This window comes from Brachybacterium sp. p3-SID1565, from assembly GCF_025143785.1.
Taxonomy (GTDB): domain Bacteria; phylum Actinomycetota; class Actinomycetes; order Actinomycetales; family Dermabacteraceae; genus Brachybacterium; species Brachybacterium epidermidis.
In genome coordinates, this window is sequence record NZ_JAMBDS010000037.1 from 14,153 (window position 1) to 31,817 (window position 17,665).

The following is a 17,665-nucleotide window of genomic DNA, read 5'->3' on the forward strand; positions in this document are numbered from 1 at the left end:
TCCCGGGAGTCGATCAGACGCGCGGCACCTTCAGGTCGTCATCGGGAAGGGAGCTCAGGTCGAGCCTGCCCGCGTCGGGAGTGCCGGGCGCGCGGGCCAGCAGCACGAAGCGACTCGCGGTCGCCTCCAGCGGGCCGTCCTCGAAGCGCGCGGCGAGCCGCGCCAGGGCACGCTCGAGACCGGGAGCGTCCGGGTGCGGTGTGGGCAGCCACGGCATGCGGGCCGCGTAGCGCAGCAGCGCCTCGGGCTCCTCGAAGGTGTAGTGCCCGCGGTGCGCGTCGGCCCGCTCGATGGTGAGACCGGAGCGCACCAGTGCGTTCTCCATCTCCATCAGCGTCACGGTGGGAGCGGCGGGCTGGGCCGAGGGGCCGCTGATCGCGCAGAGCTCCTCGTGCACCTCGGCGAGGTCGTCGCTGCCGGCCTGCTCGGTCAAAAAGGTGCCGTCGGGCTGCAGCAGGGAGGCGATCTCACCGGCGTCGATCCCACGGAAGCGGCTCACCACCAGGTCATAGGTGCCGGCGCTGGCATCGGGGAGATCCTCCCCCAGGTCCAGCACGCTGTCGGCGACCTGGCTGAGGTTGTCGACCAGCACCTCGAAGCGCCACGGGGCCTCGTGCTCGGTGAAGCCGGCGATCTCGGGCGCGGAGTGGTCCTTCGCCTGGGCCTCCTCGGCCGCCACGCGACTCCACTGCTGCAGACGATCCTGATCGACCATGCTCCGCCTTCCGTAGGGTGCCGCAGGTCACGGTGCTCTCGATTCGCTCCCCGCCGTTCCTGCAGGGTACTATCGACGTCGGCCCTCCCGCCGTGGAGGGTTTCGGGCTGTGGCGCAGCTTGGTAGCGCACTTGACTGGGGGTCAAGGGGTCGCAGGTTCAAATCCTGTCAGCCCGACGTAAAAGCCCAGGTGAGAGTAGGTTTCTCGCCTGGGCTTCATCATGTCCGGGGATGGTTTTTTGTGGTCCCCCTCTGGTCCCCCCGGCATGGTGCGGGACGACCGCCTGTGGACGCGCAGGGTGCCGCGGACCGGCTTCCTGTGGATAAGGGGACCAAAAGGGGACCAGAGCGCCTCCGGGACCACTCCCGCTGGTTGCGGAGCGCATCACAGAGTCCTGGCCGCGGGGCTGCCGCGGCGGGCGTGCTTGCGTTGTCCGGCGGCGGAGAGGAAGGCGTTGGCCTGCTCGGCCGCCAACGCGAGGTGGCGGTCGTCGGGGTGTAGATAGCCGCGGGTGGACTCCATTGAGGCGTGCCCGAGGATGTCCTGGAGCACGTGCAGCGGGACGCCGGCGTCGGCCATCCAGGTGGCCCCGGTGTGGCGCAGTCCGTGCCGGGTGAGGTCGGGCGGTCCGAGCTTGGGGACGATGCCGTCCCAGTTGGTGGCGTCGCGGACGGTCGCGGTGGTGAGGTAGCCGCCTTTCGGGCCGACCAGCAACGAGTCTTCCGGCTGCTTGCCGTCGGTGAGGCGTTCCAGCACGGGCCGTAGCGGTTCCAGGATCGGCACGCGGCGCTCTTTGCGGCTCTTGGTCGGCTTGGTGACCAGTCCGCCTATGCCGGGGAAGACCTGCCGGCGGATCACGACGAGGTTCTTGTCGAAGGCCACGTCCCCGACCTGCAACCCGGAGACCTCTGAGGATCGTGCGGCGAGCAGGGCGGCGAGCATCACGAAGTCGCTGTAGGACTGATGCACTCTCCCGCATGCGCGTGCGAGGCGGTTGAGGGTCGTTATGTCGGGGATCGCGTGCGCACGCGGGGAGGCGTGTTCGGCGGACTGTCCGCGGAAGGCGTTGCGGTTCAGGCTCCGCGTGGCGCGGTTCTTCGCGGGGTTGATCTGGATCAGCCCGTCCCGCACGGCTTCATCGAGCACCCGCACGAGCGGGGCGATGGTGTTCTTGATGGTCGAGGCGCCGTGGCGCTGTTCCCACTCATCGATGGTGCGGTCGATGATGCCCGCGGTGATCTGGGTGACCGGCAGATGCCCGAGCGCGCGCAGCACGCGGAGTTTCAGCCCGTACCCGTAGGTCTCGCCGGTGGAGGTCGGGTCCGGGCTCCGCGCCCACCGGTCGCCGATGGAGGCGACGAACTCCAGCAGTGTCATGGACACGTCCATGCCCTTGGTTGAGGAGTTGCGGAGCTGGTCGAAGAACGCGTGTGCGGCGGCCTCGTCCCGCACGATCTCCGAGCGGGTCACCCGGCGCCTGGTGGTCGGGTCGGTCCATCGGGCGCGGGCACGGATGCCGTAGGAGCGGCGCTCCATGTCCGTGGAGACCTTCACCCCGATAGGCGGGACCGGCTCGGGCTCGGCGGTCGGCTGCGGCTTAGCTCTCCGGGGCATGGTCGTGTTCCAATTCACCCAGCCAGCGATCGACGGCGTCGAGCCGGTACCGGGCGATCCCGCCGAGGCGTAGGAACGGCGGCCCGGTGCCGGCAGACCGCCACCGCGAGAGGGTGGATTCCGAGACCTTCAAGCACGCCGCGACTTCGCGGCTGTGCATGAGCGGCGACACCATGAGGGTTCCGTCGTCGCTCATGACAGTTCTCCGGTGTCGGGGTCGAGGGTGCGGTAGAACGCTTCCTCGGCGTCGCGGCGGGCCTGGACGTCGGCCATGACAAACTCCACGAACTCGGCGTCGCGGTCGATGATCGGTACGTCTTCGATCGGGTCGGCGGGTTCCTCACCGGGCCAGACGGTCTGCCGGGTGGGCCGGTCGTGGTCGAGTTTCGTGCCCGACGCGGCGATCCATTCGCGCAGCCGCTGGCGGGCGTCGACGAAGTCGCGGTGCCAGCCCAGCGGTACGGAGCCGTTCTGCTCGGGGTCGTAGGCGCACAGCCAGTGCAGGTGCAGCGCGGACAGTTCCCACAGCAGCTCCGGGTGGGTGTACCAGGCGGGCGGGATCACTGCGGCGGGCAGACCGTAGGTGTGCCGCAGCCAGTCCACCCACCTGTTCAGCTCCAGCCACTCGACCTCGGCGTCGTCGGCGTTCAGCAGGTTCCAGTTGATCGGGTGCGGCGGCTCGGCGATCAGTGGGTCCTCGAAGCCCTCGTCGCCGTCATCGTCCAGGTCTGGGCCGGGCAGGTCGCGCGTGGTGGCGTCATCGTCGCGGGGATCGTCGGACATGGTGTACTCCTGTCTGCTCTCGCGGTCCCCGGTCATGCCGGGGCTTGCTGTGGCAGGCAGGTGGGCGCGGAGGCGACTGGCGTGTGCTCGGGTGTCAGAGCAGCGCAGCAGGGCTTCTGTCTGCGCACGGTCCGCGGTGAGCTGGGTGGCGTCGGGGCGCTGGGGCCACGGGTGCAGGTCGGTGACGATCGGTGGTGCGGAGCGCAGCAGCACGATCCCGGTGCCGAACGGGAGCCGGCGGATGCGGTCGGGCGGGAAGATCGGCACCCGTCGGACGGAGCGCTGGTTGGAGCGGGTGCCGTGGTCGCCGAGCGTCACACTGTCGGTGTATTCGTCGCGTTCCCCGACCAGCGCGCTGAGGTCTTGCAGATCGCGGCTGTTGGACGCGCCGCCAAGGATGACCTTGACGATCGAGGCGTCCCAGATCGCGACGGCCTGGTGCTCGTTCCACTTGTCCCTGGCCTGCGCGCGGGACTGGAGCACCGGCATGGTGGTGATGCCTGAGCCGCCGCCTTCGGCCATCAGCGTCGGCAGCGACGGCAAGGGTGAGAGGTTGGCGATCTCGTCCAGCGCGAGAAGCATCAGTGGATCGAGCCGGGCGCCGGGTGAGCGCGCGGCCAGGCGGCGGCCAGTCTCGATGAGGTCTTCGACGAGCGCCGCGACCAGCGCGGCACTGGCGCCCGCACCCGACCCGGTGGCCAGCAGGAACAGGGTGCCCTTGTGCTGAATGAAGTGCTCGGGGTCGAAGCCTTCACCTGGGCCGGGTGAGACGGCATTGAGCACTCTGGGGTCGGCGAGCGATCCGAGGGCGAGGGATACGCCTTGCCAGATGGAGTCGCGGGTGCGGGGGTCGGAGTCGATCATCGCTTCCAGAGACTCGGCCCATCCGGTCGCCGCCTGGGCCGAGCCGGTCAGGATCGCCACCGCGTCGCCGGCTGCGGTCGGGTCGAGGGTCCAGCGGAACAGCTCGGCGGGTGGGCGGTGGTCGAACGCGGCGGCGTGCAGAAGTGCTTGCAGCGCGGCCCGGGTCTTGCCTTCCCAGAACCCGCCGCCGTCGACGCCGCCGGATGAGAGGCCGGTGCCGGCGGCGAGCCCGGCGGCGCGGATTATTGCGGTCTGCGGGGACTCGCAGCCCCGGATCGGTGACCACCGCATTCCCGTGGGCAAGCCTTCGGCGAGGTGTTGTGGGTCGAAGATCGCGACCGGCCCGACCCGGCTGCGGGCGTGCAGGGTCGCGGTCAGGTTGTCGGGACGTGTTGAGGTCACGACGACAGCGCCGGGGGCATCGAGGATGGCGGGGATCACCAGGTGCAGGCCCTTCCCGGAGCGGGGCGGGCCGATAACCATGATCGAGTCCTCCACCGACGCCCACACACTCGCGCCCTTGGAGGCGCCGAGCCGGTAGCCGACATCCTGCGGGCGAGGATCATCCAAGCCTGGGCGGAGGTTCCTGGCGCGGCGCGGCAGCGCCTTCTCGGACGCGGCGGCAGCGACCTCATGCGAGCACGGCGAGCAGGAGGCCCGTGACGAGCCAGTAGACGACCGGGCTCAGGCCGGGCGCGTCCAGGGCGCCAGCGGGATCGCCCGGATCGAACAGCACCCCGATCCCGGATGCGGGACCACCGGCGGGCTGGCTCGTGCCGGTGAGGACTGCCGCGACGGACCCGGCGCTGCGGAGCACCAAGGCGACGCCGAGCAGCCCGAGCAGCCCGATCATGGCCGCGTTGGTCAGCTCATCACCGAACGAGCCGGTCTGCCGACCCTGACTGTTCAGGGCAGTCGCCGGATGATCGTGGTGCCGGAGATGCGGCCGAACAGCACCACCTCCACGACCCCGCTCTCAGCGTCCGGCCCGAGCCGGGCGGGGTCGATGGGAGGGCGGGCCGTGCCGGTACCGGACGCGTCGGTGTGCCCGGTGACGACGGCGACCGCCACGTCCTCACCGGGAACGAACCCGTCGCCTTCGACAGTATGGAACACCGTCCGCGGCGCTGGCTCCTCGCGTTCAGGCGTCGGGTCGGGTGTTTGGCGACGTTGGGCCGCGATGATGTCGGTGAAGGTCGTCCCGTCCGCCTCGCGAACCTCGACCCGCGCCGGAGTCGTCCGGTCATCCGTGGCGCGGTCTATGATCTGCCCGAACGAGGAACCCCGCAACGGCGGCGCGAAAGGGTCCGGGTGCAGTGGGCTCCCGTCGACAGTGACGCCCACGGTGCCGTCCTCACGCACGTCGAGCACCACAAGCGGAATGGACACCGGGACGGCTTCGGGCTCAGGTCTCCTCATAGCGGCCAGGTGAGCCAGAATCCTCCTGCGTGGAAGTGCCTCGGCAGGTCCTGCGTGTGCGGCGGCCTCGCGGGCGAAGGTCTGGTAGATGTGGACAGCGTTGATCGATGCGCTGAAGAGATGAGGTCGGATGACGCAGCAGAACATCGAAAACCTGATCGAGCTCCTCGACCTGCAACCGCAGACAGACACGGGAAACGATGACTTCGCATTCGGCAACTACGTCGAGTTTCCACGAGCTTCCCAGATTGACCCTGACCTCATTCCTGCTGTTCTAGACGCGTTGAGAGTGCCGTTGCCTTTCGCGGGAGCGGTCACAGCCGTCTCGCTTCGGTGGCTCCCGACTTTAAGCTCAATAACACGAATCTTGGTGTTGGGGGCTCTCGGGGAACCCTCTGTCTCCACCACCTCAGAAGGGGAGTTCTTACTGACGTTCCCCACCTTGGACGCGCGGTCGGAGGAAACTCTGGAACTTGTAGACCATTTGCTTCCGACGGCCCTGTACGAGCACGACCTACCGAGCAGCCACCAGTACTGGCAACCGGATCCAGAAGACCTGAACGGCGATCCCGATGACGAGTTGTTTGACTTGTATCGGTTGCGGCCAGTCTCCCTCGGCACGCTCATCGATGAACTTGAGGCCTTACGGGCAATGTTTGAAACTACCCAAGAGCCGACCGTTCAGAAAGCGATCTTGCTCGCGTGCTTCTCTCTCGTCGAGAGTTTCACTCGCCAACGCGCCTTGCTAAACGCACCACGCTTTCCTGCATCTCCACAAGTTGAGCAACTGGTCCTAGACCTCCTCCGGCGTGAAGTCCAGGACGATGGGCGGCGCAATCGTGTGGTCAAGGCACTTGAGCCGGAGAAGACCTGGGAAACGAAAATCCCCGAGTGGCAGTTGCGCAATGCACTCGCCCATGACATTGGCGCAGTTCTCATCGGAGGTGGAGAGGTCTCATACGAGGACGCAAGCCGCACGGTTCAGACACGAGCGACGGATAAGCTCTTCCACGACCTGATCGGGTACGCGAACAGTAACTTGGCGTGAGTCGGCCATATCAAGCACTCACAGCCATGTTCCGACCCGACTCCTGCTGCCTTGTTCTCCATGTCCGAAGAACTCATGCGGACTCTAGATGTATGAGGTCACGACGTTGTCGACGCGTGCGTGGACTCGGGTGGCCGGGGGCTGATCAGCGCAGGCGGTGTGGGGTCGATGGACTCTTCTATGTCTGTCAAGCCGTGGTCGGCGCCGCGTGGAGCGCCTCGAGAGTTCGATAGATCCGCCGGGCGAGGTAGCGCTTGAGGCGGCGTCGGATCTCTTTTGTCGTGCGCCCCTCAGCTCGCCGTCTGTCAACGTAAGCGCGTGCCTCGGGGTCGTGAACCATTCGGGTGACCGTGGCCATGTGGAGCGCGCGATTGAGCCTTCTGGGCTGCCCCCGTTTCGTAGGTCCAGTCGTTATGAGAGTCGTCCTGTTGCCCGCGGTCGCGGGCAGGGAGACTGGTCAGATCATGACGAACAGCAGGAAGCGTCACACCCCCGAACAGGTCGTCCGTAAGCTCGGGCAGGCCGACAGGATGCTCTCCGATGGTCAGGACGTCGCGGCGGTGTGCCGGGAGCTCGGGGTGTCCGAGCAGACGTACTACCGGTGGCGGAACCAGTACGGCGGCCTCAAGGCCGACGACGCAAAGCGCCTGAAGGAGCTGGAGAAGCAGAACGCGACCCTGAAGCGGCTGCTCGCGGAAGCGGAGCTGGAGAAGGCGGCGCTCAAGGAGCTGGCCGAGGGAAACTTCTAGGCCCGGGCAGGCACCGCGCCGCCTTCGCTCACCTGATCAGGACACTGCAGGTGAGCGAGCGGATGGCGTGCCATCTGGCCGGGCTGCCACGCTCCGCGTACCGCCGCCCACTCAACGCCGACACGGTCACGGACCCGGATCGGGCGCTCAGGGAGTGGCTGCGCGGCTGGGCGAAGGACCATCCCCGCTACGGGTATCGGCGGGCGTATCACGATGCGCGCGCCGAGGGGTGGGTGGTGAACCACAAGAAGATCCAACGCCTCTGGCGGGACGAGGGGCTTCGCGTCCCGCAGCGGCGTCGACGCAAGCGAGTCGGATCCTCCACCGTCGACCCGCCGACAGCGGATGCACCGAACGTGGTGTGGGCGGTGGACTTCCAGTTCGACGCCGACGAGCAGGGCCGGCCGATCAAGATCTGCTCGATCGTCGACGAGCACACCCGGGAGTGCATCGGTGGGCTGGTGGAGCGCTCGATTACCGCCGACCGACTCACCGCCCACCTCGAGGACCTCGTCGCCGCCCGGGGCGCCCCGGCGGTGCTCAGGTCGGACAACGGGCCGGAGTTCATCAGCGAGGCGATGGCCGACTGGGCCGGCGCCCGCACCGGCCTGTCCTACATTCCGCCGGGATCGCCGTGGCGCAACGGATACGTCGAGTCATTCAACAGCCGGATCCGCGACGAGTGCCTGAACATCAACAGCTTCTACTCGCTGCTGCACGCACAGGTCATCATCGGCGACTGGAAGGACGAGTACAACCACCACCGCCGGCACTCCTCGCTCGGCTACCTAACCCCAGCCGAGTACGCTCGGCAGTGCACCCATCAAATGGAAACCGACGACTCACAGAACGTCCGGACCGAATGAAGGGGGCGGCTCACCGCACCGGGATCCCGTGGCGGGACCTCCCGCGAGAGCGTTTCGGACCGTGGCAGACGGTCTGGAAGCGACATCGCCGCTATGCCGCGGACGGCACCTGGGATCACGTCCTCCAACAGCCCCTCGCCACGGCCGACGCGGCCGGGAAGATCTCCTGGGACGTGTCGGTCGACGCGACGATCACGCGTGCGCATCAGCACGCGAGCAACACGACCCGTCCCGAGCAGGACACGGGGGCCGGAGTGAATCACAGGCCGCGCGGTGAGGACTTCGTCCACAGTTCTCTGGGTGGCGCACGTGAACCTGCAGGTCACGACATCGGCCGGTCAAGGGGTGGGCTGACGACAAAGATCCATGCCGTGGTCGATGGGAACGGGCGTCCGCTGGCGGCGGTCGTCACGGGCGGGCAGCGCAACGATGGCGCGATGCTGATCGAGGTGCTGGCCGAGATCAGGGTTCCTCGCCTGGGCCCGGGCCGGCCCCGCACTCGCCCCGACGCGGTCCTCGCCGATCGCGCCTACACCTCGAGGATCAACCGCGGACACCTCGCCCGGCGCGGGATCACGGGCGTGATCCCGCAGAAGCCGGACGAGATCGCTGCCCGCCAGCGCAGAGGCTCCCGGGGCGGGCGCCCGCCCGGGTTCGACGTGGTCGCCCACAAGGGACGCAACGTCGTCGAGCGCTCCTTCGCTCTCGCGAAGCAGTGGCGAGGACTGGCCACCCGCTATGACAAGCTCGCCCTCACCTACCGCGATGCCGTCGTCCTCGCGGCCTGCATCACCTGGACCAAGATTTATGAGACATGCCCTAGTGGGCCGGGTGTCTCGTGCACGCGATTGAATCGTGGTGCACCGCAATACTCTGGCTTCTGGGCGATCCGACTACCGTGGGTGCTGCTCCCTTGGAGGTACTGAGGCCCGCGTCGGGAGAATCCGCAGGCCGCTTCTCTGAGCTGGCCCCGGCCCGATGAGCTAGAGGTCCACCACGAACCAGGCGATCATCGCCGACGTCACCGGCACGCTCACGCCGAGCACCACGCGGCAGCCGGTCCAGCTCTCTCGCGCGCTCACGCAACGGACCTACCCTCGGGCTTTCATCGTTGAGGTGTCCGAGGAGTGGTCGTAGACGCGGAAAGGTGCTCCTGACCTGGAAGAATAGGGCTTGCTTAAGGTCCAATTCTCCAAGGTCGAAGGAGCACCTTCAGGGTGAACACTACCGGGTTGTATCCGCGGGTGCAGGTTGATGTCGCACCGAGTGCGGCGGTGGGGCAGGCGGGCGGGGTGCTGCTGACCGAGACGGTCCGCGCCACCGGCCTGGACCGGGCCCTGTCGCAAGCGCTGGGACCGTGGCGGCGCCCGTTGGCGCAGCATGATCCAGGCAAGATCCTGCTCGACCTCGCGCTGACACTGGCTGTGGGCGGGGACTGCCTGGCCGACGTCGCCGCGGTGCGGGCCGAGCCGGACGTCTACGGTCAGGTGGCCTCGGATCCCACGATCTCTCGCCTGCTCGCGCTCCTGGCCAGCGATGTCGATGCTGCCGAACGCGCGATCAACACCGCCCGCCGCCGCGCCCGCGAGGCGGCGTGGGCTCGGGCCGGCAGCCATGCCCCGAGCCATCACGTCACCGCGAAGAACCCTCTGGTCATCGATCTCGACGCCACCCTCGTGACAGCTCATAGCGAGAAGGAGAACGCACGAGCGACGTTCAAGAAGGGATTCGGGTTCCACCCCCTGCTGGCCTTCGCCGACCACGGCGAAGGCAGTGGTGGGGAGATGCTGACCTGCCTGCTCCGGCCCGGGAACGCGGGCTCGAACACGGCTGCTGACCACAAGACCGTGATCAGACAGGCGCTGGCCCAAGTAGGGCTGGGGCCCAGGCCGGGGAAGAAGGTGCTGATCCGGATCGACGGTGCCGGCTCCACCAAGAAAACCATCGAGGAGCTGGTCAAACGCCGGGTCTCGTACTCGGTGGGATTCACGTTGCCCGCCAACACCCCGGAGGTCTACCGGATCATCCCCGAGCATGTCTGGGAGCCGGCCTATGACCCCGACGGCACCCCACGAGAAGGGGCGGACGTGGCCGAGCTGACCGGACTGCTGGACCTCAAGGACTGGCCAAAGGGGATGCGGGTCATCGTCCGCCGCGAGCGACCGCATCCCGGGGCGCAGCTGCGGTTCGAGGACGTCGACGGTTACCGCCTGACCGCCTTCGCGACCACTCCCCCTCCTCGCTGCGCTCGGGGGAGGTGCCCCCACCCACCCGGGGGCAGCTGGCTGACCTCGAAGTCCGTCACCGCCGCCGGGCGCGATGCGAGGACCGGATCCGGGCCGCGAAAGACGCTGGCTTACGGAACCTGCCGCTGAAATCCTTCGCCCAGAACCGGATCTGGTGCCAGATCATCGCTCTGGCCAGCGAAATCACTGCCTGGATGGGCCTGCTCGCGCTTCCCGACTCCTCGGCACGGCGATGGGAACCCAAACGCCAGCGACTGCGTCTGTTCCAGACCGCCGCAACCTTCGCTCGCCATGCCCGGTAGCGGGTCCTGCATCTCTCGGACCGGTCACGCTGGGCCGGGATCATCCAGGCAGGCTACGACCGCCTCGCCCAGCTTCCCGCCCCGGCCGGATAGCTCCCGGCCCCGTCGCTGACCGCACTCCCCAAGGACCCTGGCACCGGAACGCCCGGCCACCGCGATCGACACGCGGCGACCCGTCACACCCTCATGCCACAATCAGCTCGCGCACACCGGCAACAACGCCGGACACCGCCGCTCAGCAGCACCATGAAAGATCGAGGCTATCTCTCGCTCTCGGGTGCGTGGCCACCCGGGTGAGGCCAGCGGCTCCGATCACAATTTGCGAAGAACTCTGCTCATCTGTTGTTACACGCCGTTAAAGTCGCAACCAAGAATCGTTTCGTCCGTTATCTCCCTCGCGCGCGCGTGGCGTCGGGTCGAGCGGTCCAGCGCAGGGGTGTGAGACGGTGGCTGTGGTCGCCGATGAGCCGTGGAGGGGCCGTTGAACGCTGTTTCCGGGGGATCTGGGGTTGGGGACCTTGACTGATCTGGATGTCGAGCGTGCCGCGCAGGCGCGCCATCGACCCTCGACGCGGACCCAGCGCACGTCGGAGGCACGGCTGCGCCTGCTGACGCTGCCGGCCATGATCGTCGCGGACATGCTCGCGCTCGCCCTCGCGGTGGGCATCGCGTTTGCCGTCCGCCAGCTCGTCTTGCCGCCAGCCGGTGATCTTCGCGAGAACGTCACCAGCGCCTCCCTCGTCATGGCGCTCGGATGGTTGGCCGCCATCGCGATGCTCGGCGGGTACGACCGTCGCCAGCTCACCTCCGGCCCGCAGCTCTACCGCAATGTCCTCCACGCCTCCGGCGCTGCCTTCGGTGTCATCGGCGCGCTCGTCTACCTGCTGGATCTCGAGCTCTCCCGCGCCTTTTTCGTCGTCTTCTCCGTGGCCGGCCCGCCGCTGCTGCTGTTGAACCGGTTGCTGCTGCGGCGCGGCCTCGCCGCGGCCCGCGTGCGCGGGGCCTTCCGCCAGTCGGTGATCGCCGTGGGCTCCCTCGGCCACGTCGACGGGATAGCCGCGACCCTACACCGCGAGCGGTGGCTCGGCTACGACATCGTGGGCGCCGTGACCCCGGGAGGCATCGCCGACTCCTCGCGGCTCGGGATCCCCGTGCTCGGGGCGGAGCGTGACCTGCTGGCGATCGCTGAGTCCGCCGCGCCGGACATGCTGCTGTTCACCGCCGGGTCCACCTCGAGCGCGGAGGAGTTCCGCCGCACCGCTTGGAAGCTTGAGCACGAGAAGATCGGCGTGATCGTGGTGCCCGCCCTCACCGAGATCTCCGCGGACCGCGTCACGATGCGCCCCGTCGCCGGGCTGCCGCTGGTGCACATGGATCTGCCCCGCGCCCGCCAGGCCCTGCGCTGGACCAAGCGCCTGTTCGACGTGGTCGTCGCCGCGCTCGTCCTCGCGGTGATCTCCCCGCTGCTCGCCGTGATCGCGCTGCGCATCCGCGCCCACGACAGAGGACCCGTAATCTTCCGCCAGCAGCGCGTGGGCCGCGACGGGACGCACTTCGAGTTCCTGAAGTTCCGCACGATGGTTACCGACGCCGAGGCCGTGAAGGTCGAGATGGTCGAGCGCGCCGTCCAGGACCGCGGCAACACGGTCATGTTCAAGATGCAGAACGACCCCCGCATCACCGCCCCCGGACGCTTCCTGCGCCGCTTCTCCCTCGATGAGCTGCCGCAGCTGTGGAACGTGCTACGGGGCGACATGAGCCTCGTCGGCCCCCGCCCAGCCCTGCCCGGTGAGGTGGAGCGCTACGACGACGACGCCCGTCGGCGCCTGCACGTTCGCCCCGGCATCACCGGACTGTGGCAGGTCTCCGGTCGCAGCGACCTTTCCTGGCAGGACACGGTGCGGCTGGACACCTACTACGTCGACAACTGGTCCTTCACCCAGGACCTCCAGATCCTCATCCGCACGGTCAAGGCCGTGCTCGCCTCCTCGGGTGCCTACTGATGATGACCCGGCCCGTTCCAGGCGGAGCAACCGCTGCGCGCCCCAAGAGCGCACTGCCCCGTCCCCTCCGCCTCCTCGCCGCGCTCGTCCTGCTGCTCTATCCGCTCGCGGCGGGCGCGCTGCTGCTGACCTCGGACGGCTGGGCCGTGAACCGTCTGAACGTGGGGATCTGGTACCCCGTCACCGGTGCCGTGGGCCTGCGTGAGCAGGTCACCCCGGAGATGTTCGCGGCGCTCGCGAACGTGGCGCTGTTCGTGCCGTTCTTCGCGGCGCTCGCCGTGCTGGTGCCCACCTGGTGGTTGGTGGCGGCCGGCGCGGGGCTCTCGATCGCGGTCGAGCTCTACCAGGGCGAGATCGGCACGCGGGAGCAGGACCTGGTCGACATCCTCGCCAACACCGCCGGTGCCGCGCTCGGCGTCGGCCTCGGGCTGCTCGTGCGACGGCTCGCCGGGAGGCACGCACGGAACCGCCGCACGGAGCGGCCGGCCGACGCGTCGGCCCGTCGGCCGGGACTCAGCGACCCAGGAAGCGCCCCCAGCGCGCCCACCACTCCCGGCGCACCTCGCCCCGAGACGGGGCATGGCCCAGGCGGAGGCCCAGATGATCGCGATTGACCTGCAGCGCCTCGACCAGCAGCCGGGCCTTCGCCAAGGAGCCGTCGGCGTCCCGCAGGCGTGCCCGCCATACCTCCCGCGGGGCGGCGCCGTCGTGCACCGCCTGCCACACCCGCGCCCCGGGCAGGCCCTCCACGGTCTCCGGGCGACCGATCGCGAGCGCGAGCGGCACCTGGGCACCGAGCTCGGCGGCGAGACCCTTGATCCGCGCGCGCTCCGCCTCGTCCACCTCGGTCCAGGCCACGCGCACGTCATGACGGGAGCGGCCGCTCGCATCGCGGGCGGCGTGCACCAGCAGCACCAGACGCTGCGCGGTGAGATCCGGGACCGCGCACGGGGCGCCGCCGAGGTCCACGCTCTCCCGATGCGCCCACAGGCGCTCGAAGGTCGCCGCCGCATCCCGGTCCAGGCCTGGGAAGGCGCGGTGCAGATCGGCCGTTCCCCACACGCGGTGGTGGAACGTCGCCGCATGCGCGAACACGCTGCCGTGTTCGAAGGTGGTCAACTGCCCCCATCCGTCGGCCTCGAGCGCGGCCACCAGCGGCGCGACCTGCCCCGGGTCCACCAGCACGTCGCAGTCCGAGGAGCCGGCGCGGCCCTCGGCCAGCAACGGATGCAGCGCCACGCCCTTGAGATGCAGGATCCTCACACCCGCGCCTCGGGCAATATGGTCGAGGCAACCATGGGCCATGCGCAGACGCACCGGGACCGGCACCTGCACGGGGGATGTCATGGGGGCAAGTGTAGGAGCCGCCGGCCCTGGCCGCGGGATCGGCAGCAGTGCCCGCGGGCGGACGGACGCTCGTGATGAGCGCAGAAGGACGCACGAACGAGAACGGAAGGGGGAGCGGACGTGTGGGAGCTCGATAGCCGCATCCAGCACTACGACTGGGGATCGACCACCGCGATCCCCGAGTTCCTGGGCCGCCCCGCCGACGGCGCCCCCTGGGCCGAGGCCTGGTACGGGGCGCATCCGCTGGCGCCCTCCACCCTCGCCACAGGGCAGGACGCCGGCACCGGGCTCGACGCCGCGATCGCCACAGACCCGCGCCGCATGCTCGGCGGCGGCGTGGAGCGCGCCTTCGGCGCCCGCCTGCCCTATCTGCTGAAGGTCATCGCGCCGGAGAAGCCGCTGTCCCTGCAGGTCCACCCCGATCGCGAGCACGCCCAGGAGTCCTTCGCCGCGGAGACCGCGGCCGGGCTCCCGCTCGAGTCGCCGCTGCGCAACTACCGCGACGACAACCACAAGCCCGAGATGCTGATCGCGCTGACCCGCTTCACCGCGCTGTGCGGGTTCCGCACCCCGCGCCGCGCCGCCGCGCTCCTGGAGGGGCTGGGCACCGATCTCACCGACCGCCTCCATGCGCTCCTCACTCGCAGCCCCACCGCCCACGGCATGCGCGCCGCGTTCCGCACCCTGGTCTCCTCGGCAATGCGCCCTGGCCCCGATGTGGTCCAGCAAGTCGTCGGGGCCTGCCGGGCTCGTGCCGACTCCGGCCACTCGCCCTCCCTGCGCATCGACCAGACCGTTGCATTGCTGGCCGATCACCACCCGGGCGACCCCGGCGTGGTCGCCGCGCTGCTGCTGAACCCCGTCACCCTCCGCCCGGGCGAGGCGATGTTCGTGCCCCCAGGCACTCTGCACGCCTACCTGCGCGGCGTGGGCCTGGAGATCATGGCCGCCAGCGACAACGTGCTGCGCGCCGGGCTGACCCCCAAGAAGGTCGACGCCGACGAGATGCTGCAGTGCGTGAGCGTGCAGGCCGCACCGCCGCTACGCGTCGCGCCGGAGCGGCAGAACGCGACATCGGTCGCCTACTATGCGCCCGTGGACGACTTCGAGCTTTCGATGACCACGCTCACCGATCCGCCCGGCACCTTCCGCGCCTGCCACCGCGTCCCCGGCGGCGGGCCCCGCACCCTTCTCGGCCTCGAGGGGGAGGTGCTGGTGCAGAGCGACCTGGGCCGCCACGTGCTCACCGCCGGCAAGGCCCTGTTCGTGCCCGCCGCCGCCGGACAGCTCCACGCCGGCGGCTCCGGCCGCTTCGTCCAGGCGAGCGTCCCGTGACCCGCTACCGGCTGCGCCCCCTGGTCAGCGATTGGGACGGGGAGGACCTGTGGGTGGGGGCGCTGCCCCACGGCCCGATCAACCGCATCCAGGGCGTGGGCGCTCTCGTGCTCGAGCTGCTCGCGGATGCGCCCGGCCGCACCGCGAGTCCCACCGAACTCGCCGCCCGATTGCGGCAGGAGGTCGAGGACGTGCCCGAGGACGCCGAGCAGATCATCACCGTCTTCCTCGCCGAGCTCGATATGGGTGGGATCCTCGAGACGATCGAGGGGGACGCCGCGTGACCGCCAACGCGAACCGGCTCGAGGTCGCAGGCCACAGCGTGCTGCTCACCTTCGGACCCGGCCTCGAGACCGTCGCCGAGGAGATCGACGCCCTCTGGTATCACCTGCGTGCGGCCGACGACGACGGCGCGACACCGCAGATCCGCCTCGACTACGCGCTCCCCAGCGGCGACCTCCCCGCCGGGGCCGTCCCGCTGCCCGCGCGGCCCGAGGCGAGCTACACCATCTCCGGCCACCTCACCCGCGAGGTGATCCGCCGGCTGATCGGCACCCGCCTGCTCCTGCACGCCGGCGCCGTTGCCCACCCCGAGCTCGGCATCCTCGTGCTCGTCGGCGCGTCCGGGGCCGGGAAGTCCACCGCCTCCTCCATGCTGGGACGGGGCGGCGCCTACCTCACCGACGAGCTGACGATCATCACACCCGGCACCTTCGCGCTCACGCCTTATCCCAAGCCCGTCTCCAAGCACGACCCGGAGCTCGGCGCGAAACGGGACCTCGCCCTGGGGGGCCTGGGGCTCCGCCCCGCCCATGAGGCGGCCGCCCCGGCGCCGGCGATGGTGCTGCTGCTCGAGCGGATCCGGGACGAGGACGAGCCGGAAGAGGGGTCCTCGGTGACGCGGGTGCCGCTGTCCGAGGCATTGACCCGGATCGTGCCGCAGACCTCCTCGCTGTGGGCGCTGCCCGGAGGTCTCGCCACGCTCGCCGAACTGCTGAACTCTGTGGGCGGCGCTCTGGAGGTGCGCTACCGGGAGGCCGCCGAGCTCGAGGAGCTGCTGCGCCGCCTGCCGCCGGCCGAGCACGCCGAGACGGCCGAGATCGAGCCGCGGCCCGGAGACGTGGTCACCTGGGAGGACACGGCGCCGGCGCCTGGCAGGATAGCGGCCGTTCCTTTCCGCCAGGCGCTCGCCATGGAGTCCGGGCTGTTCCTGCTCGGTGAGCACGGCGCGATCCACCTGCCGGGCCTCGCAGGACTGGTTTGGGACCTGCTCGCTGACGCGGGCCCCCTCACCTTCGACCAGCTGGAGCAGCTGGTGGTCGAGGAGATCGGAGAACACCCCGAGAGCACGGCCCTTGTCCGAGGCACGGTCTCGGATCTCGTGGCCCACGGCTGGGCCCGCCGAGGCTGATCAGGGGGCGAGGACGCCCCGGCGCAGCACCGGCACCAGCTGCTCCACCCGCTCGGTGAGTAACGCGGCCGTCCGTGCCGCTTGCGCCGCATCCTTGCCGTAGGGATCGGGGACGTCGAGGCCCGCGGGAACCGCCCGGCGCGTCCACGCGGAGATGATTTCCTTCAGTGAGGAATTCGGATTCTCCGACGCCATCCGAACGAGCTCTGGAATATGTCCCATGTGTCCGATGCGCCGGGCTGCGGCAGGGAATTCATCCAGGAGGTAGGTGCGCTGCCGGCGCGACATTGTGAGGATCAGATCCGCCCCGAGGTCCGCGGCGGATACCTGGCGGGCGCGGAAGCCCTGCGGGTCGACGCCGCGCGTTGAGAGCTCGCCCGCCATCTGCGAATCCATCGGCCTGTCCTCCAGGGCGAAGATACCCCTGCTTGCAGTGCGGATGCCGGGTAATCGATCGCGCAGCAGATGCTCGGCGAAGGGGGAGCGGCAGACGTTGCCTGTGCACACGAACAGGACCGAAGGCTGCTGCGACTCCGGGTGGCGCACGGGGGCGGGAGAGCTCATATGTACAGACTAGACGGCACAGGCGGATCGTCGGAAATGTTCAGATAAAAGTGGCGACGCGGTGAACTCGTGGAAATTTGCCCGACGGTGAGGTCGCAAAAGGGTGCCGGAGGTGAAGAAGTGCGACGGCCCTCCTTCTTAATTCGCCGAGGGCATGCCACTATCGAGGGTGTGACGGTCCGCCGTCCCCCTGCCCGCCTGAAAGCGCCTCCCCCGGAATGCGCCACCTGGTGCGCCCGGAGCGAGGCGTACCCTGTCGGCTTCCCTGTTCGCACTCAGCCGCCGGACGACAGTTCCCCGCCTGCCTGTGCCTCCGCCAGCTGCTCCTGGATCTCCTGCACGAACTCGATCACGGCGCTGCCGCCGTTGACGGGGCCGCCGGCGAGCTGGCCGTCGGC

14 protein-coding genes, 1 tRNA gene and 3 pseudogenes are annotated in these 17,665 nt (G+C 69.3%); 10 read left to right on the forward strand and 8 right to left on the reverse strand.

All coding sequences use genetic code 11. The features are described from left to right. Nucleotides 1–13: 13 nt before the first annotated feature. Nucleotides 14–715: a hypothetical protein gene (locus tag M4D54_RS09650; protein ID WP_259891118.1), complete on the reverse strand. Its 702-nt coding sequence runs from the start codon at nt 713–715 to the stop codon at nt 14–16. Between the two features lie 103 nt (nt 716–818). On the opposite strand from M4D54_RS09650, the gene M4D54_RS09655 reads away from it, so the two are divergent. After that, nucleotides 819–892 (forward strand) — tRNA-Pro (locus M4D54_RS09655). Between the two features lie 208 nt (nt 893–1,100). Here the strand turns inward: M4D54_RS09655 and M4D54_RS09660 are convergent. The 5 genes and pseudogenes from M4D54_RS09660 to M4D54_RS09680 all read right to left on the reverse strand — a co-directional run bounded on the left by M4D54_RS09660 (nt 1,101) and on the right by M4D54_RS09680 (nt 5,396). Further along, on the reverse strand, nt 1,101–2,168 hold the full coding sequence (locus M4D54_RS09660) for a site-specific integrase (RefSeq protein ID WP_311199695.1): 1,068 nt from the start codon (nt 2,166–2,168) through the stop codon (nt 1,101–1,103). 145 nt (nt 2,169–2,313) lie between these two features. After that, a complete protein-coding gene (locus M4D54_RS09665; RefSeq protein WP_259891120.1) occupies nt 2,314–2,526 on the reverse strand; it encodes an AlpA family transcriptional regulator in 213 nt (70 codons plus the stop codon). Further along, nucleotides 2,523–3,113 carry a hypothetical protein gene (locus M4D54_RS09670; RefSeq protein ID WP_259891126.1) on the reverse strand — a complete coding sequence of 197 codons (591 nt, stop codon included), beginning with the start codon at nt 3,111–3,113 and terminating at the stop codon, nt 2,523–2,525. The genes M4D54_RS09665 and M4D54_RS09670 overlap by 4 nt, the downstream gene beginning before the upstream one ends. Before the next feature lie 102 nt (nt 3,114–3,215). Further along, a pseudogene (locus tag M4D54_RS09675) lies at nt 3,216–4,830 on the reverse strand (type IV secretory system conjugative DNA transfer family protein); the annotation flags it as partial. Nucleotides 4,831–4,883: 53 nt separating this feature from the next. Further along, complete coding sequence (locus tag M4D54_RS09680; RefSeq protein ID WP_259891121.1) at nt 4,884–5,396, reverse strand: hypothetical protein; 513 nt, start codon at nt 5,394–5,396, stop codon at nt 4,884–4,886. Nucleotides 5,397–5,526: 130 nt separating this feature from the next. Between M4D54_RS09680 and M4D54_RS09685 the strand changes: the two genes are divergently transcribed. The 6 genes and pseudogenes from M4D54_RS09685 (at nt 5,527) to M4D54_RS09715 (ending at nt 13,224) form a co-directional block, all read left to right on the forward strand. Continuing rightward, nucleotides 5,527–6,444, forward strand: coding sequence for a hypothetical protein (locus M4D54_RS09685; protein ID WP_259891122.1), 918 nt, complete (start codon nt 5,527–5,529; stop codon nt 6,442–6,444). 464 nt (nt 6,445–6,908) lie between these two features. Further along, a protein-coding gene (locus M4D54_RS09695; RefSeq protein WP_259891132.1) for an IS3 family transposase occupies nt 6,909–8,059 on the forward strand; the annotation gives its coding sequence in 2 pieces (ribosomal slippage) (nt 6,909–7,179 and nt 7,179–8,059; 1,152 coding nt in all). Next, nucleotides 7,987–8,862 (forward strand): annotated as a pseudogene (locus M4D54_RS09700) (IS5 family transposase); the annotation flags it as partial. The gene M4D54_RS09695 and the pseudogene M4D54_RS09700, both read left to right, overlap by 73 nt. Nucleotides 8,863–9,276: 414 nt before the next feature. After that, nucleotides 9,277–10,700, forward strand: a pseudogene (locus M4D54_RS09705) (IS1380 family transposase). Nucleotides 10,701–11,125: 425 nt separating this feature from the next. Further along, a complete protein-coding gene (locus M4D54_RS09710) occupies nt 11,126–12,610 on the forward strand; it encodes a sugar transferase (RefSeq protein ID WP_259891123.1) in 1,485 nt (494 codons plus the stop codon). Beyond that, nucleotides 12,610–13,224 (forward strand): VanZ family protein, encoded by a 615-nt coding sequence (locus M4D54_RS09715; RefSeq protein WP_259891124.1) that lies wholly within the window; start codon nt 12,610–12,612, stop codon nt 13,222–13,224. Before M4D54_RS09710 ends, M4D54_RS09715 begins: the two co-directional genes overlap by 1 nt. On the opposite strand, the gene M4D54_RS09720 is transcribed toward M4D54_RS09715, so the two are convergent. Next, nucleotides 13,124–13,957: a nucleotidyltransferase family protein gene (locus tag M4D54_RS09720; RefSeq protein WP_259784673.1), complete on the reverse strand. Its 834-nt coding sequence runs from the start codon at nt 13,955–13,957 to the stop codon at nt 13,124–13,126. The genes M4D54_RS09715 and M4D54_RS09720 overlap by 101 nt on opposite strands. 120 nt (nt 13,958–14,077) lie before the next feature. Between M4D54_RS09720 and manA the strand changes: the two genes are divergently transcribed. The 3 genes from manA to M4D54_RS09735 are packed head-to-tail and all read left to right on the forward strand — an operon-like array spanning nt 14,078 to nt 16,703. Beyond that, entirely contained in the window at nt 14,078–15,292 is a 1,215-nt protein-coding gene (gene manA / locus M4D54_RS09725; RefSeq protein ID WP_193865148.1) for a mannose-6-phosphate isomerase, class I, read from the forward strand. Further along, nucleotides 15,289–15,576, forward strand: coding sequence for a PqqD family peptide modification chaperone (locus tag M4D54_RS09730; RefSeq protein WP_193865149.1), 288 nt, complete (start codon nt 15,289–15,291; stop codon nt 15,574–15,576). The genes manA and M4D54_RS09730 overlap by 4 nt, the downstream gene beginning before the upstream one ends. After that, complete coding sequence (locus M4D54_RS09735) at nt 15,573–16,703, forward strand: hypothetical protein (RefSeq protein ID WP_193865150.1); 1,131 nt, start codon at nt 15,573–15,575, stop codon at nt 16,701–16,703. The genes M4D54_RS09730 and M4D54_RS09735 overlap by 4 nt, the downstream gene beginning before the upstream one ends. On the opposite strand, the gene M4D54_RS09740 is transcribed toward M4D54_RS09735, so the two are convergent. Further along, nucleotides 16,704–17,267, reverse strand: coding sequence for a hypothetical protein (locus tag M4D54_RS09740; RefSeq protein ID WP_193865151.1), 564 nt, complete (start codon nt 17,265–17,267; stop codon nt 16,704–16,706). Nucleotides 17,268–17,665 lie beyond the last annotated feature (398 nt).